This is a genomic window from Pseudomonas sp. IC_126 (genome assembly GCF_004331835.1).
In the GTDB taxonomy this organism is placed as follows: Bacteria; Pseudomonadota; Gammaproteobacteria; order Pseudomonadales; family Pseudomonadaceae; genus Stutzerimonas.
The window spans coordinates 544,356-568,861 of record NZ_SJSS01000002.1 but is presented as its reverse complement, the minus strand read 5'-3'; the positions used below and the strand labels follow the sequence as shown (position 1 = coordinate 568,861).

The following is a 24,506-nucleotide window of genomic DNA, read 5'->3' as shown; positions in this document are numbered from 1 at the left end:
ATTATCAATGAATTTTTGTGATCATGATCAAGTCTGCCGACTGACGGCATTCAGACAAGTGAAGACATCGGTGCGTATAGCTGCCGGTAGAGCGCTTCGATCGACGATCGAGCATCTGCTGTCACGTAACCATCCTCGAGTGCCAGCAGCTGAAAGATGCCTCGGCGCAGGGACTCCCTGTTCAGCGCCTGGTTTGGCGCGCCGTCGGCGGTGCAGAGAAAGCGCACCCAGGACGTCATGATGATCCAGGCGTTGACCGACAGCGCCTCCACCTGACGCGGCGTCATGGCGAGGATCCTGGCGTCGACGAAGCCCTGATAGATCCGCTGCGCACTCAACAGATGGCGCCTGGCGAAGAGGCGATAGCGCTCGGCCAGCTGCTCATCGCTGCCCAGCAGATGTTCCAGATCCTGATGCATGAAGCGGTAATCCCACATCGCCGAGAGCAAGGCTTCGAGATAGAGGGTCTTGTCATCAATAGTCAGCGCGCGACCTACCGGCAGCTGCAAAAAACCATCGACATCCGCCTCATAGCGGCCAAACAGCTCGGCGATGATCATCTGCTTGTTGCGGAAGTGGTAATAGAGGTTGCCTGGCGAAATACCGAGATGCGCGGCGATATGGTTGGTGGTCACGCTGCGCTCACCCTGGCTGTTGAACAGCTCCAGGCTGGCCTCGAGGATGCGTTCGCGGGTATTGGGTTTTGCAGGCATCTGCGGCTCATCCGTCGTGCTTGAAGCAGAGGCGCAAAGATACCCCCGACGCCGCGTGCAAGCACCTCGATTGACAGACTAGAGCAATAACTCTAAAACATTCCGACCCTGCCCATATCGGACGTCGCCATGCCTGCCACTGTCGCCTATCTGGACCCGACACAATCCGAGATCGAACGCCTGCAGCCGCTGTTCGAGCGTCAACGCAAGGCATTCCAGGCCTATCCCAGCCCTGGCGCCGAGGATCGCCTGCAGTGGCTGGAAGCGTTGCACGATCTGCTCGCGCACCATCAGCAGCCACTGATCGAGGCCATCAGCGAGGACTTCGGCAACCGCTCGGCGGATGAAACGCGGCTGGCAGAGATCATGCCCAGCCTGCACGGCATTCGTTACGCCAAGCGCCGGCTGCGCCGCTGGATGAAGCCTTCGCGCCGCAGCGTCGGCATGGCGTTTCAGCCGGCCAGCGCACGGGTGGTTTATCAGCCGCTCGGCGTGGTCGGCATCATCGTGCCCTGGAACTATCCGCTGTATCTGGCCATCGGTCCGCTGATCGGCGCGCTGGCGGCGGGCAATCGGGTGATGGTGAAGATGAGCGAAGCCACTCCGGCGACGGGGCGGCTAATAAAGAAGCTGCTGGCGCAGATCTTCCCCGACGAGCAGGTCGCGGTGATCCTCGGCGAAGCCGATACGGGCATCGCCTTCTCGCAGCTGCCCTTCGACCACCTGCTGTTCACCGGTAGCACCAGCGTTGGGCGGCATGTGATGCGCGCCGCCGCGGAAAACCTGACGCCCGTCACGCTCGAACTGGGCGGCAAATCGCCCGCCATCGTCTCGGCCGAGGTACCGCTGGCCGACGCCGCCGAGCGTATCGCCTTCGGCAAGACGCTCAATGCTGGCCAAACCTGTGTCGCCCCGGATTACGTGCTGGTTCCACGGCAGCGTATCGAGGGTTTCGTCGATGCCTATCGAGAGGCCGTACGGCGTTTTTACCCGCAGCTGGCGGACAACCCTGACTACACCTCCATCATCAATCCGCGTCAGTACGCCCGGCTGCAGGGTTATCTGGACGATGCCCAAGCCAAGGGCGCCCGCGTGCTGCCGCTGTTCGAGCAAGGCCAGCAACGACGCATGCCGCACTGCATGGTGCTCGGCGTCAGCGATGACATGCAGCTGATGCAAGATGAGATTTTCGGCCCTTTGCTGCCCATCGTGCCCTACGACGACCTTGATCAGGCGCTTGCCTACATCAACGCCCGCCCCCGCCCGCTGGCGCTCTATTACTTCGGCTATGACAAGGCCGAGCAGCGCCACGTGCTGCGTCATACCCACTCCGGCGGCGCCTGCCTCAACGACACGCTGCTGCATGTCGCACAGGACGATCTGCCGTTCGGCGGCGTCGGCCCGTCCGGCATGGGCCACTATCACGGACACGAGGGATTTCTGACCTTCAGCAAGGCCAAGGGCGTTTTCGTCAAGCAGCGCTTTAACGCTGCGCGGCTGATTTATCCCCCGTACGGCAGAGCGCTGCAAAAACTGATCTACAAGCTCTTCGTGCGCTGAGCCCGCCACCGATGACAACCACGACCCGCCGCAGCCTGCTCAAGGTCGGCCTGTTCGGTAGCGCCGCGCTGGCCGGCGCCGGCCTGCTCGGCAGCCTCCCCGGTTGCAGTGCCGAGCGTCCGGCGAGTGGCTTCATACAGCTGCGCGACAGTGATCTGCCGATGCTGCGTCGCCTCACACCTGTGGTGCTGGAGGGCGCGATACCAGTGCCGGATACCGCCCGCGCCGTCACGAGCACCCTGGCGAGCCTCGACCAGGGGCTGGCGCACCTGCCACCTGCCGTATCGAAACAGGTCCAGCAACTGTTCGATCTGCTCAGCCTCCCGCTCACCCGGGGCCCGCTGACCGGGATCTGGGGCGGCTGGGGACAGGCGCAGGACACCGAAATCCAGGCGTTCCTGCAGCGCTGGGAGAACAGCTCGCTGGACCTGCTGCGACAAGGCTGCGCCTCGCTGCAGCAGATGATTCTGATGGCCTGGTACGGCCGTGTGGAATCTTGGGCGCACTGCGGTTACCCCGGGCCGCCCAGTATCTCGTGATCGATTGAATCCACCGTTATCAAGGAGCAGAGATGCCGGTAGCCGATCCCTTTGCAGAAGGCCTCGCCCGAGGTTGGAACGTCCGTGACGGCTCACGGCTCGAGCAGGACATTACCCTCGAGGCCGATATCGCCATCGTCGGCAGCGGCGCGGGCGGCGGCACCAGTGCAGAAATCCTCAGCGCGGCGGGCTTCAAGGTCCTGCTGATCGAGGAAGGCCCGCTTCGCAGCAGTCGTGACTTCGACATGCAGGAACCGGCGGCGTACGCCTCGCTCTATCAAGAGGCGATCGGCCGCACCAGCAAGGACGGCGCCATCACCATCCTGCAAGGACGCGCCGTCGGCGGCTCGACCTTGGTGAACTGGACGTCGAGCTTCCGTACCCCGACGCAGACACTCGAACACTGGGCTCGCGAACACGCCGTCAAAGGGCTTTCGCCCAAGACGCTGGCGCCCTGGTTCGAACGGATGGAGCGACGCCTGGGCGTCGAGCTCTGGCAACTGCCGCCGAATGCCAACAATCAGGTGATCCGCGATGGCTGCGAGGCCCTGGGCTACAGCTGGGCGGTGATTCCGCGCAATGTGCGCGGCTGCTGGAACCTTGGCTATTGCGGCATGGGCTGCCCGACCAACGCCAAGCAATCGATGCTGGTGACGACCATTCCGGCCAGCCTGGATGCCGGCGGCGAACTCCTCTACCTTGCCCGCGCCGAGCGACTCGTCGTGGAGAGGGAGCGGGTCACCGCCCTCGAATGCTTGGCTATGGATTCACGCTGCGTTGCCCCTACCGGACGCAAGATCCGCGTTCGCGCACGCCACTACATACTCGCCGGTGGCGGCATCAATACCCCGGCGATTCTGCTGCGCTCGGATGTCCCCGACCCACACCAACGCCTCGGTAGACGCACCTTCCTGCATCTGGTGAACTTCTCCGCCGCGCAGTTCGATAAGGTCATCAACCCTTTCTATGGCGCGCCGCAATCGGTCTACTCCGATCAGTTCCAGTGGGACGACGGCACCGGCGGTCGCATGTCCTACAAGCTCGAAGTGCCGCCCATTCATCCAGCCCTGGCCGCCACGCTGCTGGGCCGTTTCGGTGTCGACAACGCCTTGCGCATGCAGCAGCTGCCGCACACCAACGCCATGCTTGCGCTGATGCGCGACGGCTTCCATCCAGACAGCGCCGAAGGTCAGGTACAGCTGCGCAGCGACGGCTCACCCACACTCGACTATCGGATGACGAGCTATACCTGGGACGGTATCCGCCGCGCCTACCACAGCATGGCGGAGATCCAGTTCGCAGCCGGCGCCAAGGCGGTGCTACCGCTGCACAACGACGCCATTTACGCGAACAGTCTTGGACAAGCGCGCCAGATCATCGACGCGCTGAGCCCGGAGCTGTACCGCACGCGACTCGGCAGTGCCCACGTCATGGGCGGCTGCGCCATGGGTGAAGACCCGCGTCAGGCGGTGACCGACAGCCTCGGCCGGCACCATCAGCTGGACAATCTCTCGATTCACGACGGCTCGCTGTTTCCCACCAGCATCGGCGCCAATCCGCAGTTATCGATCTACGCCTTGACCGCCAAACTCTCCAGCCAGCTGGCCGATCGCCTGAAAACAGCCTGATCGCCGCTCTGCCAAGGCCATCCGTTTTGATGCTTTACGCTGCCGTTACCGAGCCGCTACCATCCAACCCCCACGCATGCGTCAGGACGCCGCGATGAATCGAGTGCTGTATCCGGGAACCTTCGATCCGATCACCATGGGCCACACCGACCTGGTCGAACGCGCGTCACGCCTGTTCGACGAGGTGATCATTGCGGTCGCTGCCAGCCCCAACAAGAACCCCCTGTTCCCGCTGGAGCAGCGCGTGGCACTGGCGCAAGAAGTCACTTCGCATCTGTCGAACGTCAAGGTGATGGGCTTCTCCACGTTGCTGGCGCACTTCGTCGCCGAGCAGAAGGCCAACGTCCTGCTACGCGGTCTGCGTGCGGTCTCCGACTTCGAATACGAGTTCCAACTGGCCAACATGAACCGCCAGCTCGTTCCGGATGTGGAAAGCCTTTTCCTGACACCGTCAGAGAAGTTTTCCTACATTTCCTCAACGCTGGTGCGCGAGATCGCCCGGCTCGGCGGCGACGTCTCGAAGTTCGTTCATCCATCCGTGATGAAGGCGCTGACCGAGCGCTACGCCTCGCGCTAAGGCATCCCAGATTTCGGGAGACGGACGATTGGCGACCGAAGGGTGATCACTGCCGCGTGCACCGGGCGAGCCGATGCGGCAAAATTGCGCGTCGTTTTTACCTGCGCTGCGGTCATGCCGCAGCTGGAGCTAGTTGGATGTCCCTGATAATCACCGATGACTGCATCAACTGCGACGTGTGCGAGCCCGAGTGCCCGAACAGCGCGATTTCCCAGGGCGAGGAAATCTACGTCATCGACCCCAACCTCTGCACCGAATGCGTCGGCCATTACGATGAGCCGCAGTGCCAGCAGGTTTGCCCGGTTGACTGCATTCCCCTCGATGCGAGCAATGTCGAAAGCAAGGCCGAGCTGATGCAGAAGTACATGATCATCACCGGCAAAGCCTGATCACCCAGCCGCTCGCAATTTTTTACTGCCCAACGCAACACGGCTTCGCACGCGGTAACGCGGCGAAGCCGTGGGGAAAAAGCAAAGCGGACCGAGGCCTCGATCCGATGGCAGCGCGATCAATCCTGGCGGTTGTAACCGACGCGGGTACAACCCAGGCAGCGGGCGAAGGCCGCAGCACCGGGCTCGACCACCAGCGCCTTGCCGGTTTCCTTGATGCCGCCGCCCATGGCGGTAAATGGCAGGCTGACGACGAACAGGCCGGCACCGACGACGGTCGCCGCGATCAATAAAGGCCGCGCAATCAGCAGATCGCCGACGATCGAAAAGGCTTTGGGCGCTTCAACGGTATACATGGGATCGCCGCTGGCGTTCTGCTGCACCGATTGCGCCTGAGCTGGCATAGTCAACAGACCAGTGGTCAGGGCCAAAGCAACAGCAGTGGAACGAAACAGATTCATGGTGTGGTCCTTCAGCTGGGCGAAACGAGGCAGATGATTGTTGTGGCGGTCACTATAGCAGCGGCCGGCCGTTGTTGATCGTGAACGCCGTCAATGCCTGCGCAGCCGCCGGTCATCGCTGACAGCGGCCGCAGTAGACACTGGCCCGCTGACCCAGCCGGATCTCACGCAGGGTCGAACCGCAAGTTTTGCAGAAATCCCCGCCACGGCCATAGACGAATAGCTCCTGCTGAAAATAACCGGGTTTACCGTCGCCACCGACGAAATCGCGCAATGTCGTGCCGCCGCGCTCGATGGCATGAGCGAGCACGCGCTTGATCTCGGCGGCGAGCTTCAGATAACGCGCCCGCGAAACGGCACCGGCAGCCCGCCGTGGGTCGATCCCAGCGGCAAACAACGCCTCGCTCGCATAGATGTTGCCGACGCCCACCACCACCGCGTTATCCATGATGAACGGCTTGACCGCCATGCTGCGCCCGCGTGACATCTGGAACAGACGATCGCCATCGAACACATCATCGAGTGGCTCCGGACCGAGATTGGCAAGCAGCGCATGGCTCAGCGGCTCATCGCTCCAGAGCAGAGCACCGAAACGTCGGGGATCGGTGTAGCGCAGCGCCATGCCGGACTCCAGGACGATATCGACGTGCTCGTGCTTGCCCACAGGTAGATCCGCCGGAACCAGCCGCAGGCTACCGGACATCCCCAGGTGAGCGATCAAGGTGCCCGCCTCGGCCTTTATCAGCAGGTACTTGGCTCGGCGCTCGATCGCTTCGATGCGCTGGCCGGACAGCCGCACATCGAGATCTTCCGGGATCGGCCAGCGCAGCCGCCGCTCGCGCACGATGACACGGCTGACGCGTTGACCTATGAGATGTGGCGCGATGCCACGGCGAGTGGTTTCGACTTCAGGTAGTTCAGGCATGGCTATCGGGCAGATCGAGGACCGCCGAATCCTAGCATGGAGGTAGAGCGGCGGGCTTCCGGCTGCAAGCAAATCAGCCGAACGGATGGCGCAAGGCCATCAGCAAATAGGTGCGAACTTTGGCTGAGCTCATGGTCGGATTTCAAGTAGACAAAATCAAACCGACCAGGAGGAAACCAAATGACCGAGTCCCTGAAAGGCAAACGCGTGGCGATTCTGGTGACCGACGGTTTCGAGCAAGTCGAGCTGACTGGCCCGAAGGAAGCGCTGGAGAAGGCCGGCGCGACCGCCGAGATCATTTCATCGTCCAATGGCGAAGTAACCGGCTGGAATCACACCACTCCGGCGACAAAATTCCATGTCGACCGGACCTTCGACGCCATCCGCATGGAGGATTACGACGCACTGCTGTTGCCCGGCGGGGTGGTGAACTCCGACACGATCCGCACCGACGAAATGGCCCAGAAACTGGTGCGCGATGCCGCACGGGCGAACAAGACCATCGCGGTGATCTGCCATGGCGCCTGGCTGCTGGCTTCCGCCGGCCTGGTCAAGGGCAAACGCATGACCAGTTGGCCTTCGCTCACCGACGACCTGAAAAACGCCGGTGCCGACTGGGTCGATGAGCAGGTGGTGGTCGACGGACACCTGATCAGCAGTCGCAGGCCGGACGACATCCCGGCATTCAGTAAGGCACTGATCGAGGCGCTAGCAGCATAAGAGCCGTTTGAGGCTGAAGGCTTGACGAATATCTGCACAGTACTCGTCCAGCTTCCAGTCTCGTAGGGTGGGCTTCAGCCCACCAAATACGATGCGGGCGGGGCTGAATGATCCGGTGCGCTAAAGCACACCCTACGGACGTCGCTACAGCCTGGAGGATGGCCGGGCCGCGTTCCGCTTCAGCCCACCAACGCGGTCTAGCGGATCGCCGCTCATGCCCTGCCAGGCCCTGCCCACCCAGAGCCGCTTAGGCAACAGCCGATCCAGACATAGCCTTGGCTTTTAACCAGAAGCTTGCAACCTGCCACTCCTATACAATGCCCGCCTTTTTCCGGGAGCCCTCCGATGACCCTGCCCAGCCTGCGCCTCAAAGCCAACGCCGATCGCCGCCTGCGCGCCGGTCATCTGTGGGTTTACAGCAACGAGGTGGATACCGCTGCCACACCGCTGAACGGCTTCGCCGCTGGCGACCAGGCCATCCTCGAAGCCGCCGGCGGCAAGCCGCTGGGCATCGTCGGGGTGTCGCCAAACAACCTGATCTGCGCCCGCGTGCTGTCGCGCGACCTCAAGCACAGCCTGGACAAGTCACTGCTGGTGCATCGCATCCAGGTCGCGCTGTCGCTGCGTGAGCGCCTGTTCGATCAGCCCTGCTACCGCCTGATCTATGGTGATTCCGACCTGTTGCCGGGCTTGGTGGTGGATCGCTTCCACGATCATCTGGTGGTGCAGCTGGCTTCGGCGACCATGGAGCGCAACAAGGATGCCGTGCTCGAAGCGCTGGTCCAGGTGCTCAAACCGCGTGGCGTGCTGTGGAAGAACGACTCCAGCGCCCGTGATGCTGAGGGCCTTGAACGTTACGTCGACACCGCCTTCGGCGTGGTGCCGGAGTGGGTCGCGCTGGAAGAGAACGGCGTGAAATTCGAAGCGCCGGTGCTGCAAGGCCAGAAGACCGGCTGGTTCTACGATCATCGAATGAATCGCGCGCGCCTGGCGCCCTACGTCAAGGGCAAGCGCGTGCTCGATCTGTTCAGCTATATCGGCGGCTGGGGCGTGCAGGCCGCCGCCTTCGGTGCCAGCGAGGTGTTCTGCGTCGATGCTTCGGCCTTCGCCCTCGATGGCGTCGAGCGTAATGCTGCACTCAATGGCGTGGCGGAGAAGATGACCTGCATCGAGGGCGATGCTTTCGAGGCGATGAGAGAGCTGAAGAACGCCGAAGAGCGCTTCGACGTGGTCATTACCGACCCGCCTGCCTTCATCAAGCGCAAGAAGGACCTGAAGAACGGCGAGGCCGCCTATCGCCGCCTTAACGAAACCGCGATGCGCCTGCTCAACAAGGACGGCATCCTGGTCAGCGCCAGCTGCTCGATGCATCTGGAGGAAGACAACCTGCAGAACATCCTGCTCGGCAGCGCCCGTCATCTGGATCGCAACATTCAGCTGCTCGAACGTGGCAGCCAGGGCCCCGATCATCCGGTGCATCCGGCGATCCCCGAGACTCGCTATATCAAGAGCCTGACCTGCCGGTTGCTGCCCAACGCCTGATCGCTCCGCACAATGATGGCGCCTCGGTTTTGTAGGTGCGCTATGCGCACCCTACTTCGAGTCATGCTGGGCATCGGAAGTGATGTTCGCTTCACGGCTACGATCCGTTGGGCTTGGCGGAATACCAACAACCCCCTAACGTCCTGAAACGCCCTACTCGCCCTTTCTGACGTACTCGCCGCGATCGATCCGGTGGCGCTGCAGCTTGTCGTAGAAGGTCTTGCGCGGTATGCCCAGCGCCTCGATCGTGGAGCGCACGTCGCCGGCGTTGGCCAGCAGCGCCTCGCGGATCAGGTCCGCCTCGTAGCGTTCGAGGCGTTCGGGCAGGCTGGCGTCGCCGACCTCTGCGGGCGCCCCGAGCGGGAGCGTGGTCAGCTCCCCTAGCCCAAGGACCAGCCGCTCGGCGAAATGCGCCAATTCACGCACATTGCCCGGCCAATTGTGCTGGAACAGGTAACGGCTGACCTCCTGCGAGACGTGCGGCACTTCGATGCCGAAACGCACCGCGGCGCGCTGCATGAAATGGGCGAACAACAGCGGGATGTCGTCCTTGCGCTCACGCAGCGGCGGGATCGACACCGTGACCACGTTCAACCGGTAGTACAGGTCCTCGCGGAAATCCCCGCGCTGCGCTGGGTCGCCCAGGTCGATCTTCGACGCGGCAACGATGCGCAGGCTCAGCTCGCGGCTTTCGTTGCTGCCCAGCGGATCGATCTTGCGCTGTTCCAGCACTCGCAGCAGGCGCACCTGGGCCGCCGGCGGCATGCTTTCGATCTCGTCGAGGAACAGGGTGCCGCCACTGGAATGCTCGATGCGGCCGATGCGCTTCTTCTGCGCACCGGTAAACGCGCCTGCCTCATGGCCGAACAGCTCGCTCTCGATCATGGTTTCCGGCAGCGCGCCGCAGTTGACCGCAACGAAATGGCCGCTGCGCCGGCTGCTCCACTCGTGCAACAGGCTGGCGACCACCTCCTTGCCGCTGCCGGTCTCGCCGGCGATCAGCACGTCCACTTCGGTATCGGCGATGTGGCGGATGGTCCGCCGCAGGTTCTCCATCGCAGGGGTCTGACCGATTAGCGGCAGCGATTCCTCGGCGCTCTCCGCGGCCAGGCGCAGGGTGCGGTTCTCCAGCACCAGCCGGCGCTTTTCCGCTGCACGCATGACGCTCTGCACCAGCCGGTCGGCGCCGTAGGGCTTGGCGATGAAGTCGTAGGCGCCATTCTGCAGCGCCTCGACCGCCATCGGCACGTCGCCGTGGCCCGTGATGAGGAGCACCGGCAGGTCTACGTCCAGCGTTTGCAGCCGGCGGAACAGTTGCAGACCATCGATGCGCGGCATGCGGATATCGCTCACCACCACGCCGGGGAAATCGGCGCCGATGAAGGCCAGCGCGCTTTCGGCATCGGCGAAGGGAAAGACCTCGAAGCCGGCCAGCTCCAGTGTTTCCTGATTGGCATTGCGCAATTCGGCGTCATCGTCGACGAACGCGACTTGCGGGCGATCATTCATGCTCGGCTGCCTTCTGCAAATGAACGGTGAAACGGGTGCCCTGCGGACTGCTGGTGACTTCGATACGCCCGCCGAAGTCACTGACGATGTCCTTGGAAATCACCAGCCCAAGCCCCAGTCCTGTGGGCTTCGAGGTGTTGAAGGGGGTAAACAGCGCTTCCATGATTGACGGCGGTATGCCACTGCCGTTGTCGCTGACGATCAGCTCGACCCCCTCCTCGGCCTCAGCCACGCTGACCTCGACACGCCCATCCGGCCGGCTTTCCACGGCCTCCAGACCGTTCTGCAACAGATTGATCAGCACCTGCTCCAGGCGGATGCGCGTACCCATGACGCGAAGCCTTGACGCCGGCATGTGCGTATCGATGGAGCCATAGCGCTGACGGAAGCGACTGCCGAGCAGCAGCAATGCGCCCTCGATCACCTCGTCCAGCCGAGTCGGTTCGGCCTTTACCCTGCCCTTGCGGGAAAACGTGCGCAGCTCATCGGTGATGGTGCCGATGCGTTCGGTCAGGCCGGCGATCTGTTCGAGCTTGCGGTCCGTACCGGCCTGATCGCTACGGCCTAAATAGATGCGGGCGTTGTCGGCATAGGCGCGAATGGCCGCCACCGGCTGGTTGATTTCATGGGCCACGCCGGCGGCCACCTGGCCGAGGATCGCCAGGCGGTTGGCCTGCACCAGTTCCTGCTGCACCGTCTGCAAACTGGTCTGGGCCTTGAGACGCTCGTCGATCTGCATCTGCAGCTGGTCATGCGCCTCGCTCAATGCGCGGGTGCGTTCGAGTACGCGACGCTCGAGTTCGGTGCGGGCATGCTGGTGCTCCACGACGCGTTCATCGCTCTTCTGCCGCCGGTACAGCAGCAAGCCGCCGGCACCGAGCAGCAGCAACAGGGCGAACAGCGTGGCCGTGCGGCTTTCCCGCATGGCCTTGGCTACCGCCGCCTCGCTGGGCAGCAGCAGGTTGAGCCGCCATTGAGTGCCGACCACCTCGGTATCGATGCGCAGATATTCCTCCGCATGCTCGCGACCGGGCAGCCATGCCTGGACGATATCGGGGAAGGCTCCGCTCTCGCGAGGCGTGATCGGCAAGGGAGCAAGGGGCGCATCACCGAATTGCAGGCTCTCGCGGATCGCCGCCTTGCGCCGGGGCTCGATGGGCGCCACGGCCATGAAGCGCCACTGCGGCATGCTGGTCGCCAGTACGATGGCGCGCTCGTCAACCACATAGGTGATGCCGTCGGAGCGGCCCCAATCCCGCTCCACTGGATCGAACTCGACCTTGACCACGATGACGCCCAGCGGGCCGGATGGTCCCTCCACGCGGCGCGAAATGTACAGACCCGGCCGCAAGCTGACATTGCCCAAGCCGTAATGCTCGGCGCTGCCATGTGCCAGCGCGTCGCGGAAATAGGCACGAAAGTCGTAACGGCTGCCCACGAAGCTGGTGGGTTCTCGCCAGTTGCTCGCCGCCACGCCTATGCCATTCACATCGAGCAGGTAGATGACCGACGCCTGGGTGCCGGGAAGCAGCGCCTCCAGCTTTCGATCGATGCGCCGAAGCGCCTGGGCATCGCGCGAAAGCAGGCCGTCGCGGATATCGCGGTCGCCGGCCAGCACGAACGGCAGCGAGCGCTGCTTTTCCAGCACCGTGCGCAACAAGGCGCTCTGCAGCTCGGCGGCCTGCTGGGCGCGTTCGCTTAGCGCCGCGTAGGCCTCGGTGCGGCCGTGCGTACCGGCCAGCCATAGCGCTACGCCCACCAGCACCGCAGCCAGCAAGCCGAATATCCACCCGTTTCGCCGATGGCGACGGCGCAAGGCGGCCTTGCTAATCATGGCTCCGCTTCATTGAGGTGAAGATTCAGTCGTGGTTAGGGCGCAGATTCTGCGCAGAAAACCACACAACCAGCAACGCTGGCGTGCGAGTTTCCGCACAAAGAATCGACGAAGCGTATTGAATGCCATGAGATTAACGATATAAATCAAATAGTTATATGTCCATACAGAACTGGCGCGACATTTGCCATTAGGAACATGACGAGGCGTCGACCTCCCCATGAACCTGGCCTGCAGGCCCTGGAGAATAAAAATGATCGTTGCGCAAACCGACACCGATTCCCTGCCACTTGGCAAGAAAACCCCGCTGTACGCGCATCTGTACGTACAGGTCATCGCCGCGATCATCGTCGGTATCGCCCTAGGCCACTTCTATCCGCAGGTCGGCGAGGAGATGAAGCCGCTGGGCGACGCCTTCATCAAGCTGGTCAAGATGATCATCGCGCCGGTGATCTTCCTCACCATCGCCACCGGTATCGCCGGCATGTCCGACATGAAAAAGGTCGGCCGCGTCGCCGGCAAGGCCATGCTGTACTTCGTGACCTTCTCGACCCTGGCGCTGATCATCGGGCTGATCGTCGGCAACATGATCCAGCCCGGCGCCGGCATGCATATCGAACCGGCTTCACTGGACCCGAAAGCGGTCGCCGATTACGCCCAGAAGGCGCATGAACAGTCGATCGTCGGCTTCCTGAGCAACATCATCCCGACCACCATCGTCGGCGCCTTCGCCTCCGGCGACATCCTGCAGGTGCTGTTCTTCTCCGTGCTGTTCGGTGTGTCCCTCGCGCTGGTCGGCGACAAGGGCAAGCCGGTGGTCAACTTTCTGCAGGATCTGGTTGCGCCGGTGTTCAAGCTGGTATCGATCCTGATGAAAGCAGCCCCCATCGGTGCCTTCGGCGCCATGGCGTTCACCATCGGCAAATACGGCATCGGCTCGATCGCCAACCTGGCGATGCTGATCGGCACCTTCTACATCACAGCACTGCTGTTCGTGCTGGTGGTGCTGGGCGCGGTGGCGCGCTACAACGGTTTCTCGATCCTCGCGCTGATCCGCTATATCAAGGAAGAGCTGCTGCTGGTGCTCGGCACCAGCTCCTCGGAAGCCGCGCTGCCGACGCTGATGGACAAGATGGAGAAGGCCGGCTGCAAGCGTTCGGTGGTCGGCATGGTGGTGCCCACCGGTTATTCGTTCAACCTGGACGGCACCAACATCTACATGACCCTGGCGGCGCTGTTCATCGCCCAGGCCACCGACATTCCGCTGTCGCTGGGTGATCAGATCGCCCTTCTGCTGGTGGCCATGCTCAGCTCCAAAGGCGCGGCCGGCATCACTGGCGCCGGCTTCATCACCCTGGCCGCTACCCTCTCAGTTGTGCCGGCGGTGCCGGTGGCCGGCATGGCGCTGATCCTTGGCATAGACCGCTTCATGTCCGAATGCCGCGCGCTGACCAATCTGGTCGGCAATGCAGTGGCGACCATCGTCGTCGCCCGCTGGGAAGGCGAACTCGACAAGGAGCAAATGGCTAAAGCCCTGGGCCGCCCCGGCACGACGCCTGCCGTACCGGCAGCAGCGCCAGCACAAGCACCAGACGCACTGTCACAAACGGCCTGATCGCCAACTGCCCGCTACGACGCCCGACTTACTCGGGCGTCGTGCTATATGTGCAACGCGCTGCCATTCACGAGCAGTAGACGACCATACCTTTCGCCACCGCGCTGCCTGGGCTTAGAATCACCCGTTCCTGCCCCACCTCAGGCGGACTCAAGAGCCTGGCCGAAGCAGCGGCGATCCCGCCTGACCATCCGGCCCCGCCCCGACAGACATCCACTCCGTTTGCCTCGGGCGAGCAGCACGCTCACCATACGCACAACCTGACCAGCCTTTGCAGGACGATTGCCATGCCTGATTACCGTTCGAAAACCTCCACGCACGGCCGCAACATGGCCGGTGCCCGCGCGCTGTGGCGTGCCACCGGCATGAAGGACGAAGACTTCAAGAAGCCGATCATCGCCATTGCCAACTCCTTCACCCAATTCGTGCCCGGCCATGTGCACCTGAAAGACTTGGGCCAGCTGGTCGCGCGCGAGATCGAGAAGCACGGCGGCGTCGCCAAGGAATTCAACACCATCGCGGTCGACGACGGCATCGCCATGGGCCACGACGGCATGCTCTATTCGCTGCCCAGCCGCGAGATCATCGCCGACTCGGTGGAATACATGGTCAACGCGCACTGCGCCGACGCCATTGTCTGCATTTCCAACTGCGACAAGATCACTCCCGGCATGCTCATGGCCGCGCTGCGCCTGAACATCCCGGTGGTGTTCGTCTCCGGCGGCCCGATGGAGGCCGGCAAGACCAAGCTGGCCAGCCATGGCCTGGACCTGGTTGACGCCATGGTCATCGCCGCGGACGAAAGCGCCAGCGATGAGAAGGTCGCCGAGTACGAGCGCAGCGCCTGCCCGACCTGCGGCAGTTGCTCCGGCATGTTCACCGCCAACTCGATGAACTGCCTGGCCGAAGCCCTGGGCCTCGCCCTGCCCGGCAACGGTTCGACCTTGGCCACCCACGCTGACCGCGAGCAGCTGTTCCTGCGCGCCGGCCGCACCGCCGTCGAGCTGTGCCAGCGCTACTACAGTGAGGGTGATGAGTCAGTGCTGCCGCGCAACATCGCCAGCCGCCGCGCCTTCGAGAACGCCATGACCCTGGACATCGCCATGGGCGGTTCCACCAACACCATCCTTCACCTCTTGGCTGCCGCTCAGGAAGCCGAGGTGGACTTCGACCTGCGCGCCATCGACGCCCTGTCACGCAAGGTACCGCAGCTGTGCAAGGTCGCGCCGAACATCCAGAAGTACCACATGGAAGACGTGCACCGCGCCGGCGGTATTTTCTCCATCCTTGGTGAGCTGGCCCGTGGCGGCCTGCTGCACACCGACGTGTCCACCGTGCACAGCCGCAGTCTGGAAGAAGCCATAGCCCAGTGGGACATCACCCAGACTCAGGACGAGGCGGTACACACCTTCTTCAAGGCAGGCCCGGCCGGCATCCCGACGCAGACGGCATTCAGCCAGTCGACCCGCTGGGACAGCCTGGATGATGACCGCGAGAACGGCTGCATCCGCAGCGTCGAGCACGCCTACTCCCAGGAAGGCGGTCTGGCCGTGCTTTACGGCAACATCGCCCTCGACGGTTGCGTGGTGAAGACCGCGGGGGTGGACGAATCCATCCACGTGTTTGAAGGTACGGCGAAGATCTTCGAAAGCCAGGACAGCGCCGTAAAGGGCATCCTCAACGACGAAGTGAAGGCTGGCGACATCGTCATCATCCGCTACGAAGGCCCGAAAGGTGGTCCGGGCATGCAGGAAATGCTCTATCCGACCAGTTACCTGAAGTCCAAGGGCCTGGGCAAGGACTGCGCCCTGCTCACCGATGGCCGTTTCTCCGGCGGTACTTCGGGCCTGTCCATCGGCCACGCCTCGCCAGAAGCCGCTGCAGGCGGCGCCATCGGCCTGGTACGCGACGGTGACAAGGTGCTGATCGACATCCCCAACCGCAGCATTCAGCTGCAGGTCAGCGATGAAGAGCTTTCGCACCGCCGCATCGAGCAGGACAAGAAAGGCTGGAAACCCGCCGCACCACGCGCACGTAAGGTGACCACGGCGCTCAAGGCCTACGCACTGCTCGCCACCAGCGCCGATAAGGGCGCGGTGCGCAACAAGGCGATGCTGGAAGACTAACCGCTACGCCGTTACCGTTATCGAGCCCGGCCTTGTGCCGGGCTCGTCATTTTTGCGAAGCCAGCGCAAGGCTGGAAAATTCCCTTCGTCGTTCTTTGCCAACACCCTCCGCTCAGCTGCCAAAACAGGACATCTGCGGCTGCCACTCGTCGTTTCGTATTCATTGCTCTCTTCGTGAAGATATCTAGTGCCGTATTTAAACGACCTGATTGCCGTTGATCGGCGCACAATGATGACAAACTGAAGAAAACGTAAATGTATACAAAAGCCTAGTAATCCTGGTAACGAATTGTCTACATTAGGAGCACAAGAACAACAGCCAGAAAGGAACACCATGACAGTCTCATCCGTCAGCACCCCGTCGGAGAAGCGTCCAGAGGACGAGAACCTCGGCGTCGGTGCCAACCTGGCCTATGGCCTACAACATGTCCTGACCATGTACGGAGGCATCGTTGCGGTGCCGCTGATCGTCGGTCAGGCAGCCGGTTTGTCGCCGGCCGAAATCGGTCTGCTAATCGCCGCTTCGCTGTTCGCTGGCGGTGCGGCCACTTTGCTGCAAACGCTCGGCCTGCCGTTCTTCGGCTGCCAGCTGCCGCTGGTACAGGGCGTATCCTTCGCAGGCGTGGCAACGATGATCGCCATCATCGGCAGCGATGGCGCCGCGGGGCTTCCGGTGGTGTTCGGCGCGGTAATTGCCGCCTCGCTGATCGGTTTGCTGATCACGCCGGTGTTCTCGCGCATCACCAAGTTCTTCCCGCCATTGGTGACCGGCATCGTCATCACGACGATCGGCCTGACCCTGATGCCAGTCGCGGCGCGCTGGGCCATGGGTGGCAACAGTCAGGCTCCGGATTTCGGCAGCATGGCCAATATCGGCCTGGCGGGCTTCACCCTGGCGTGCGTGCTGCTGCTGAGCAAACTTGGCAGCGCCACTATCTCCCGTCTGTCCATCCTCCTGGCGATGGTGGTCGGTACCGTCGCCGCCGTGTTCTTCGGCATGGCTGACTTCTCCAGTGTACTGGACGGGCCGGTCGTCGCCCTGCCGTCACCGCTGCATTTCGGGGCACCGGTATTCCAGTTTGCCGCGATCCTGTCGATGCTGATCGTGGTCATCGTCACGCTGGTGGAAACCTCCGCCGATATCCTCGCGGTCGGCGAAATCATCGACACCAAGGTCGACTCCAAGCGTCTGGGCGACGGCCTGCGTGCGGACATGATTTCCAGCAGCCTGGCACCGATCTTCGGCTCCTTTACCCAGAGTGCCTTCGCCCAGAACGTGGGCCTGGTAGCCGTCACCGGCATCAAGAGCCGTTACGTGGTGGCCAGCGCCGGCCTGATTCTGGTGACGCTCGGCCTGCTGCCGGTGATGGGTCGCCTGGTTGCCGCCGTACCCACCGCAGTGCTCGGCGGCGCCGGCATCGTGCTGTTCGGCACCGTAGCCGCTGCCGGTATCCGCACCCTGGCGCAGGTCGAGTACCGCAACAACATGAACCTGATCATCGTCGCCACCTCGATCGGCTTCGGCATGATCCCGATCGCCGCGCCCAGCTTCTACCATCACTTCCCGGGCTGGTTCGAGACCATCTTCCACTCGGGCATCAGCTCGGCGGCAATCATGGCGATCCTGCTGAACCTGCTGTTCAACCACCTCACCGCCGGCAACTCGGACCAGCAGTCGGTATTCGCCGCCGGCAACGAACGCACCCTGCGCTTCCAGGATATCGCCGCCCTGCACGATGGTGACCACTTCCGCGATGGCAAACTGTTTGACGTAGACGGCAACGAGGTGCCAGTGATCGCCGCTGACGACCACGGCGCACCCACGCAGCAGCCACCGCAAGCCAAGATGACGGAGGCGGTGCCGACCAGCGGATAAGGTCGCCGCACGAGAGCCCGATTAAACAATGCCCGCCTCATCGAGGCGGGCATTGTTTTATGCAGAGTTCGACACTGTCGCTGTTACGCCAACCCTAATCTTCCAGTATCTCGCGCAACTCTTCCCTGGCTTCGGCCAGCTTGCGCTCGCGTGTTTCGATCTTCTCCGGATCGCCATCACGTAACGCCTCTTGCAGATCGGCTTCACGCTCGCTGATCTCCTCCCGCGCCTCGTCAATATCTTCCTGCCGTTCGGCCTGCAGCTCCGCTTCGCTGCAGTGCGCCCGGACCTTGCCCAGCGCGGTTTCCAACCCACCAATACGCCCGGCGTTGCCCTGCTCGCGGGCATGCTCCAGCTGGCGGAGAATGTCCGCTTCCTTGCTGGCACAGCTTTCCTGGGCGTGGGCCAACCCGGTGACGAGCGACAGCAGTGTCATTGCGACGGCGATTTTCATTCGGAGCACTCCTCGATTGAGCTTCGGTCATTGTTGGAGTCGTATCGATGCAACAGGTTGCGGAAAATAACCGCGATAAGCCTTCAAGGCCCCCGAACGCCGCACTGTCCGTACGGCATCCCGGTCAGTAGAATCGCGCTCTTTTCGCCTGGAAGGACGGCCATGAGCGCTCCCGACACTAAAACCGCCCCCGAAACGCCAGACGAACTGGTCTACGGGCTCAACGACCGCCCGCGTCCCTGGATCGCCTTCCTCGCCGCGCTGCAGCATCTGCTGGCAATCATTGTGCCCATCGTCACCCCCGGCCTGCTGATCTGCCAGGCCATCGGCGTGTCGCCGCGCGACACCAACATCATCGTGTCCATGTCGCTGGTGATTTCCGGCATCGCCACCTTCGTGCAGTGCAAACGCTTCGGCCCGCTGGGTGCCGGATTGCTGATCGTGCAGGGCACCAGCTTCAATTTCGTCGGACCGCTGATCGCCGGCGGCGTGCTGATGGTAGGACAAGGCACGCCGGTGGAAGGCGTGATGGCGGCGATCTTCGGCGTGGTCATTGCCGGCTCCTTCATTGAGATGGGCGTGTCGCGCGTCCTGCCCTTTATCAAACGTCTGATCACGCCATTGGTGACCGGCATCGTGGTGCTGATGATCGGCCTGACGCTGATCAAGGTCGGTCTGATCAGCATGGGCGGCGGTTACGCGGCCATGGGCGACGGCACTTTCGCCAGCCGCGAGAACCTGCTGCTGTCCGGCGTGGTGCTGGCAGCCATCGTCGTGCTCAACCGGTTGCCAGTGGTGTGGCTGCGCAGCTGCGCAATCATCATTGCGCTGGCCATCGGCTATGCGCTGGCCGCCTACCTCGGTCGCCTAGACTTCACCGGCATGCGCGAAGCGGAGCTGTTCGAAGTCCCGATGCCGTTGCACTTCGGCCTGGGCTTCTCCTGGAGCCTGTTCATCCCAATGGTGGTGATTTACTTGGTCACCTCGCTGGAAGCCATCGGCGACATCACCGCCACCAGCAAGCTTTCGCGTCAGCCGGTCGAAGGCCCGTTGTGGATGCAGCGCATCAAGGGCGGCGTGCTGGTCAATGGCGCCAACTCGCTGCTGGCGGGCATCTTCAACACCTTCCCCAGCTCGGTGTTCGCGCAGAACAACGGCATCATCCAGCTGACCGGCATTGCCAGCCGCTATATCGGCATGTGGATCGCCGTGATGCTGGTGGTGCTCGGCCTGTTCCCGGCGGTCGCCGGCGTGCTGCAAGCGGTGCCCGAACCCGTGCTGGGCGGGGCCGCGCTGGTGATGTTCGGTGCGGTGGCGGCGGCGGGCATCAACATCCTCGCCGGCGTTCAGCTGGATCGCCGCGCGCTGCTGATCATCTCGGTGTCCCTGGCGCTCGGCCTGGGCTTTTCCCAGGTGCCGGAATTTCTGGCGAACCTGCCGGCAGCGCTGCGCAACGTACTGGAATCGGGCGTCGCCACCGGCGGCATCTGCGCACTGCTGATGAACTGGTTCCTGCCCGAGTCGCCAGAGACGACACACGAACAGGCCTGATCACCCGAGGTGCTGGCACACCTCGTCGGCAATCGCCAAGGCTGCGGTCAGCCCTGGCGACTCGATGCCGAACAGATGCACCAACCCGGCGATGCCATGCTGCGCCGGGCCGTCGATCCGAAAATCCGCCGCCGGCTCGCCCGGGCCGCTGATTTTCGGTCGGATGCCGGTATAAGCCGGTTGCAGCGCGCCATCCGGCAGCCTAGGCCAATACCGCCGGATGGCAGCGTAAAAACCATCGGCGCGACGGGCGTCCAGATCGTGATCGAGTGACTCAACCCACTGCACGTCAGGGCCGAAGCGGGCCTGACCACCCAAATCCAACGTCAGGTGCACGCCCAGCCCGCCAGGCTCGGGTAGCGGATAAACCAGATGCCGGAAGGGCGTCGCCGTTGTCAGTCTGAAATAACTGCCCTTGGCAAAATAGCGCGTTGGCACCGCATCGGCAGGCAGGCCGCGGGTCCGAGCGGCGATCACCGGCGCTGAGTGCCCGGCGCAGTTGATCACGGCCGACGCGATCAGCGTCATCGGTTCATCCCCACCGATATCGACACGCAACCCGCTATCCAAAACCTCGACCGCCTCCACCGGTGCACGCAGCGCCAGCAATGCACCTGCGCGCTCGGCGTCACCCTGCAGCGCCAGCATCAGCGCGTGACTGTCGACGATGCCGGTGCTCGGCGACAGAAGTCCCGCGACGGCATTGAGCTGCGGCTCCAGCGCTTTCAACTCGTCGGCATCGAGCCGTTGCAAATCCTCGACGCCGTTGGCCGCTCCGTGTTCTTGGAGCGCCTGGAGTCCGGCCAGTTGCGACTCGTCGGTCGCGACGATCAGCTTGCCGCAGCGCCGATAAGGCACGCCGTGGCTGTCGCAGAAGTCATAGAGCGCATCTCGCCCGGCCACGCACAGCCGCGCCTTCAGCGAGCCTTGCGGATAATAAATGCCGGCATGAATGACTTCGCTATTGCGCGAACTGGTGCCCGTGCCGATGGCCGCCTCTGCTTCCAGAATCAGCACCTCACGCCCGGTTCGCGCCAGTGCCCGTGCCACCGCAAGCCCCACCACGCCCGCCCCGATGACGATGCAATCGACTCGTTCCATTGACTCGCCTCTGTTCGTTCGAGCATCAGACTGCCGCAACATCGAACCGCGGCCAAGTCTCGGTTGCCTTAACCTGGAGCACACTCGAACGACTGGAGTCCGCATGCGCATCGGCATCATTTCCGACACCCACGGCCTGCTTCGGCCCGAAGCGGTGACCGCATTGAAAAGTTGCGACCGCCTCATCCATGCCGGCGATATCGGCAAGGCGGAAGTTCTCGACGCGCTGCGAGAGCTGGCGCCGCTGGACGCGATTCGCGGCAATGTCGACAGCGGTGAATGGGCCGCCGAGATCCCCCAGCGGCTGGATCTGCAGCTTGGCGGGCTGCGCATACACGTGCTGCACGATCTCAAGGAACTGGAGCTGAACCCTGCCGACGCCGGTATCGCCGTGGTGATCGCCGGGCATTCCCATCAGCCGAAGATCGAGCAGATCGACGGTGTGCTCTACATCAACCCGGGCAGTGCCGGGCGGCGCCGCTTCACGCTGCCGATCAGCCTGGCGTTGCTGGACATCGAGGACGGCCAGCCCCGCCCGCAGCTGGTTACGCTGGGCTAGCTGACGCCCATATACCGATCGGCACGATGGTTGATCGCCAGCACTAGATTCAGCGCCACCGCACCGAGCACGGATAGCACGACCTTTTCCGGCGGCACGATGAAGACTGCCGCCAGCACGATCAGCGCATCGATACCCATCTGGAAGGTGCCCGCGCGCATGCCGATGCGTTCCTGCAGATACAACGCCAGGATGTTCACCCCGCCAAGGCTGGCGCGGTGGCGGAACAGCATCAACAGCCCGACGCCCATGGCGAAGCCGCCGAACAGCGTCGCGTAGTAGATGTTCAATTCGGCGAAGCGGATCCAGTGTGGCGTCAGCTCGGCCAGCAGCGAGACCAGCCCCACCGCAACGACGGTGCGCAGGGTAAAACCCCAGCCCATGCGCCAGATCGCCAAGAGGTAGAACGGCAGGTTGAGCGTGAAGAACACCAGTCCGAAGGGCCAACCGGCGAAATACTTGAGCAAAAAGGCCAGGCCCACCGTGCCGCCGGTCAGCAGTCCCGCATGGCTATAGAAGGCGATGCCCAGCGCCACCATCGCGGTGCCCAGCGCCAAGGCCAACGCATCCTCCCAGAGCGGATGGCGCACGAATATCGCCGCGATCGTCATCGCCTGGCCGGCGTCCGGTCTGTTGTTCTGCATGGAAATGTCTCGTGGCAAACGAGCGAAAAGCATAGAGCCTGACGCCAGGCGAAGACTTGGCGTCGATCAAGGAACGATGGGTGATTCAGCGCCGCTGCCAGGTCTCGAAACGATAGCCCGGCGCCTCGCCCTCGGCGGGATGCGTCTGACAGTCGCTGCGCTGCCATTCGACTTCGTCGAAGCTCGGAAAGAACGCATCGCCGTCAGGAGCGGCTTCGATACGGGTCAGATACAGGCGCTGCGCCTGGCCCAGCGCCTGGGCATAGAGTTGCGCACCGCCGATCAGCATCAGTTCGTCGACACCCTGCTCGCGCGCCCATTGCTCGGCGCGAACCAGCGCAGCGTCGAGAGAAGAGAACGTCTCGGCACCTTCGAGCCGCAGGTCCGGCTGACGGCTGATCACCAGGTTCAGCCGCCCCGGCAACGGCCGCCCGAGCGAGTCCCAGGTCTTGCGACCCATGATGATCGGCTTGCCGAGGGTCATCGCCTTGAAGTGCTTGAGATCGGCCGGCAGGTGCCAGGGCATGCGGTTGTCGAGGCCAATGACACGGTTTTCCGCGAGCGCGGCGATCATGGCGAGGGGAAGGGAGGTCTGAGTCATGGCGGCGAGAATAGCAGAGGGCCCACGGGCAGTCAGCGGCGTCGAATTAACGTCAATAACATCGAACCGTCATGTTCGTTCCACCGAAGCGTCAAGCGGGCGTCACTGTTACGCTTCAGGCTGATCGCTCCCCTCCCACGGAGACGCCCCATGGTCCGCTCTACTCTCACCCTGCGCCACTGGTTCACCGCCTGCGGCCTGTTGCTGCCGATAGTCGCCTTCGCCGCCTCCCCAAACTCGGCCAGCGAGGCGAAGCTGCAAGGCAACCACAACGAACCCCATCCGCTGGTGATCGCCCACCGCGGCGCCAGCGGCTACGTTCCCGAGCACACGCTCGCCTCGTACGCCCTGGCCGTCCTGCAGGGCGCCGACTACGTCGAGCCGGACCTGGTGATGACACGCGACGGAGAGCTGGTCGCCCGTCACGACAACGAACTCGGGCTGACCACCGATGTGTCCCAGCATCCTGAATTCGCCGATCGCAAGCGCACGCAGATGGTCGATGGGGTCAGCCTGACCGGCTGGTTCAGCGAAGACTTCACCCTGGCCGAGCTGAAGACCCTGCGCGCCATCGAGCGCATTCCGGACATCCGCCCCGGCAACGCCCGTCTCGATGGCAGCCTGGAAATCCCCACGCTGCAGGAAATCATCGACCTGGTGAAAACCCTGCAGCTGAGCGAGCGCCGACGCATCGGCCTCTACATCGAAACCAAGCATCCGACGCATTTCCAAAAACTTGGTCTGACCATGGAGCAACCGCTGGTGCGCACCCTTCACCGCAACGGCTACGCCGGACGCAATGCGCCGGTGTATATCCAGTCGTTCGAAGTGGAAAACCTGAAAGCCCTGAGCCGCCTGACGCAGCTGCGTCTGGTTCAGCTGTTCGGCGGCGGCCAGCCGTACGACCAGCAAGTGCGCGGCAGCGACCTGACCTACGCACAGATGGCCACCGCCGAAGGGCTCAGGACCATCGCGCAATACGCAGCGGGCGTCGGGCCAGAGAAGAGCTACATCATCCCGCGCGACGCCAACGGCAACCTGGGCCAAGCCACCGACTTCGTCCCGAACGCCCACGCCGCCGGACTCAAGGTGCATCCCTACACCTTCCGCGCCGAGAACGCTTTCCTGCCGACCAATCTGCGCGCCGGTGACTCGCCCGCCGATCGCGGCGACATCGAAACGGAAATCCGTGCATTCCTTGATGCGGGCATCGACGGGCTGTTCATCGATCACCCGGATGTCGCGGTGAAAGTACGCTCCCAGGGCGAATAACTAGCACTCTGGCGGCAAGGACGCCGCCCTCAGCCGATCACTCACGATTGGCGATTTTCTGCAGGTTCTCGTTGATCTTGAACAGCACGATCAGCAGCTCGCACCAGACCCGCGTACCAATCAGGCCGAACAGCAGCACACCCAGGCCGGACCAGAAGCCTCCGCCGTAATCGCTGAACATCGTGGCGATCGCCCCGACGACCACGCTGATCAAGCCCAACCAGTAGATGAAGATAATGATCTTCGGCGTCAGCATGGAGTCGAAAAAGAAGATGTCTTTCATGGCAACGTCCTTTTGAAGCGCACAGGA

Annotated in this window: 23 protein-coding genes; 13 read left to right on the top strand and 10 right to left on the bottom strand. The window is 63.1% G+C overall.

What is annotated here, in order from left to right:
• Positions 1-50: 50 nt before the first annotated feature.
• Positions 51-713, bottom strand: a complete 663-nt coding sequence (locus E0D86_RS08030) for a TetR/AcrR family transcriptional regulator (protein ID WP_131649487.1) — start codon at positions 711-713, stop codon at positions 51-53.
• A gap of 129 nt (positions 714-842) precedes the next feature.
• Between E0D86_RS08030 and E0D86_RS08025 the strand changes: the two genes are divergently transcribed.
• From E0D86_RS08025 to E0D86_RS08005, 5 genes are all read left to right on the top strand, one after another.
• Positions 843-2,273, top strand: coding sequence for a coniferyl aldehyde dehydrogenase (locus E0D86_RS08025; RefSeq protein WP_131649486.1), 1,431 nt, complete (start codon positions 843-845; stop codon positions 2,271-2,273).
• An 11-nt stretch (positions 2,274-2,284) separates the two neighbouring features.
• Positions 2,285-2,812, top strand: coding sequence for a twin-arginine translocation pathway signal protein (locus E0D86_RS08020; RefSeq protein ID WP_131649485.1), 528 nt, complete (start codon positions 2,285-2,287; stop codon positions 2,810-2,812).
• A 32-nt stretch (positions 2,813-2,844) separates the two neighbouring features.
• Positions 2,845-4,440, top strand: coding sequence for a GMC family oxidoreductase (locus E0D86_RS08015; protein ID WP_131649484.1), 1,596 nt, complete (start codon positions 2,845-2,847; stop codon positions 4,438-4,440).
• A 94-nt stretch (positions 4,441-4,534) separates the two neighbouring features.
• Positions 4,535-5,017, top strand: coding sequence for a pantetheine-phosphate adenylyltransferase (coaD, locus tag E0D86_RS08010; RefSeq protein ID WP_131649483.1), 483 nt, complete (start codon positions 4,535-4,537; stop codon positions 5,015-5,017).
• A gap of 137 nt (positions 5,018-5,154) precedes the next feature.
• A complete protein-coding gene (locus E0D86_RS08005) occupies positions 5,155-5,406 on the top strand; it encodes a YfhL family 4Fe-4S dicluster ferredoxin (protein WP_131649482.1) in 252 nt (83 codons plus the stop codon).
• A 119-nt stretch (positions 5,407-5,525) separates the two neighbouring features.
• Here the strand turns inward: E0D86_RS08005 and E0D86_RS08000 are convergent, their stop codons facing one another.
• Both E0D86_RS08000 and mutM read right to left on the bottom strand, forming a co-directional pair.
• Positions 5,526-5,867, bottom strand: a complete 342-nt coding sequence (locus E0D86_RS08000; protein WP_131649481.1) for a multidrug transporter — start codon at positions 5,865-5,867, stop codon at positions 5,526-5,528.
• Between the two features lie 112 nt (positions 5,868-5,979).
• Entirely contained in the window at positions 5,980-6,792 is an 813-nt protein-coding gene (gene mutM, locus E0D86_RS07995; protein WP_131649480.1) for a bifunctional DNA-formamidopyrimidine glycosylase/DNA-(apurinic or apyrimidinic site) lyase, read from the bottom strand.
• 180 nt (positions 6,793-6,972) lie between these two features.
• Between mutM and E0D86_RS07990 the strand changes: the two genes are divergently transcribed.
• Together E0D86_RS07990 and E0D86_RS07985 are read left to right on the top strand one after the other, a co-directional pair.
• A complete protein-coding gene (locus E0D86_RS07990; protein WP_131649479.1) occupies positions 6,973-7,512 on the top strand; it encodes a type 1 glutamine amidotransferase domain-containing protein in 540 nt (179 codons plus the stop codon).
• A gap of 345 nt (positions 7,513-7,857) precedes the next feature.
• Entirely contained in the window at positions 7,858-9,054 is a 1,197-nt protein-coding gene (locus tag E0D86_RS07985) for a class I SAM-dependent rRNA methyltransferase (RefSeq protein ID WP_131649478.1), read from the top strand.
• Between the two features lie 153 nt (positions 9,055-9,207).
• Here the strand turns inward: E0D86_RS07985 and E0D86_RS07980 are convergent, their stop codons facing one another.
• Both E0D86_RS07980 and E0D86_RS07975 read right to left on the bottom strand, forming a co-directional pair.
• Positions 9,208-10,563, bottom strand: a complete 1,356-nt coding sequence (locus E0D86_RS07980) for a sigma-54 dependent transcriptional regulator (protein WP_131649477.1) — start codon at positions 10,561-10,563, stop codon at positions 9,208-9,210.
• Positions 10,556-12,397 (bottom strand): ATP-binding protein, encoded by a 1,842-nt coding sequence (locus E0D86_RS07975; RefSeq protein ID WP_131649476.1) that lies wholly within the window; start codon positions 12,395-12,397, stop codon positions 10,556-10,558. The genes E0D86_RS07980 and E0D86_RS07975 overlap by 8 nt, the downstream gene beginning before the upstream one ends.
• A 253-nt stretch (positions 12,398-12,650) precedes the next feature.
• On the opposite strand from E0D86_RS07975, the gene E0D86_RS07970 reads away from it, so the two are divergent.
• From E0D86_RS07970 to E0D86_RS07960, 3 genes are all read left to right on the top strand, one after another.
• Entirely contained in the window at positions 12,651-14,012 is a 1,362-nt protein-coding gene (locus tag E0D86_RS07970; protein WP_131649475.1) for a dicarboxylate/amino acid:cation symporter, read from the top strand.
• Positions 14,013-14,299: 287 nt separating this feature from the next.
• Complete coding sequence (gene ilvD, locus E0D86_RS07965; RefSeq protein WP_131649474.1) at positions 14,300-16,138, top strand: dihydroxy-acid dehydratase; 1,839 nt, start codon at positions 14,300-14,302, stop codon at positions 16,136-16,138.
• Positions 16,139-16,472: 334 nt separating this feature from the next.
• A complete protein-coding gene (locus E0D86_RS07960) occupies positions 16,473-18,014 on the top strand; it encodes a nucleobase:cation symporter-2 family protein (protein WP_131649473.1) in 1,542 nt (513 codons plus the stop codon).
• Between the two features lie 94 nt (positions 18,015-18,108).
• On the opposite strand, the gene E0D86_RS07955 is transcribed toward E0D86_RS07960, so the two are convergent.
• Positions 18,109-18,468, bottom strand: coding sequence for a DUF1090 domain-containing protein (locus E0D86_RS07955; RefSeq protein WP_131649472.1), 360 nt, complete (start codon positions 18,466-18,468; stop codon positions 18,109-18,111).
• A 162-nt stretch (positions 18,469-18,630) separates the two neighbouring features.
• Here E0D86_RS07955 and E0D86_RS07950 point away from each other — a divergent pair, with 162 nt between their 5' ends.
• Positions 18,631-20,019, top strand: coding sequence for a nucleobase:cation symporter-2 family protein (locus E0D86_RS07950; RefSeq protein WP_131649471.1), 1,389 nt, complete (start codon positions 18,631-18,633; stop codon positions 20,017-20,019).
• On the opposite strand, the gene E0D86_RS07945 is transcribed toward E0D86_RS07950, so the two are convergent.
• On the bottom strand, positions 20,020-21,120 hold the full coding sequence (locus E0D86_RS07945; RefSeq protein ID WP_131649470.1) for an NAD(P)/FAD-dependent oxidoreductase: 1,101 nt from the start codon (positions 21,118-21,120) through the stop codon (positions 20,020-20,022). It lies immediately after the preceding gene.
• A gap of 103 nt (positions 21,121-21,223) precedes the next feature.
• Here E0D86_RS07945 and E0D86_RS07940 point away from each other — a divergent pair, with 103 nt between their 5' ends.
• On the top strand, positions 21,224-21,679 hold the full coding sequence (locus E0D86_RS07940; protein ID WP_131649469.1) for a metallophosphoesterase family protein: 456 nt from the start codon (positions 21,224-21,226) through the stop codon (positions 21,677-21,679).
• Here E0D86_RS07940 and E0D86_RS07935 read toward each other — a convergent pair.
• Together E0D86_RS07935 and E0D86_RS07930 are read right to left on the bottom strand one after the other, a co-directional pair.
• Positions 21,676-22,323 carry a YitT family protein gene (locus E0D86_RS07935; RefSeq protein ID WP_131649468.1) on the bottom strand — a complete coding sequence of 216 codons (648 nt, stop codon included), beginning with the start codon at positions 22,321-22,323 and terminating at the stop codon, positions 21,676-21,678. The genes E0D86_RS07940 and E0D86_RS07935 overlap by 4 nt on opposite strands.
• Positions 22,324-22,408: 85 nt before the next feature.
• Entirely contained in the window at positions 22,409-22,924 is a 516-nt protein-coding gene (locus E0D86_RS07930) for a dihydrofolate reductase (protein ID WP_131649467.1), read from the bottom strand.
• A gap of 150 nt (positions 22,925-23,074) precedes the next feature.
• On the opposite strand from E0D86_RS07930, the gene E0D86_RS07925 reads away from it, so the two are divergent.
• Positions 23,075-24,196 carry a glycerophosphodiester phosphodiesterase gene (locus E0D86_RS07925; protein WP_131649466.1) on the top strand — a complete coding sequence of 374 codons (1,122 nt, stop codon included), beginning with the start codon at positions 23,075-23,077 and terminating at the stop codon, positions 24,194-24,196.
• Positions 24,197-24,233: 37 nt separating this feature from the next.
• Here E0D86_RS07925 and E0D86_RS07920 read toward each other — a convergent pair whose 3' ends face one another.
• Complete coding sequence (locus E0D86_RS07920; protein ID WP_131649465.1) at positions 24,234-24,479, bottom strand: DUF4282 domain-containing protein; 246 nt, start codon at positions 24,477-24,479, stop codon at positions 24,234-24,236.
• Positions 24,480-24,506 lie beyond the last annotated feature (27 nt).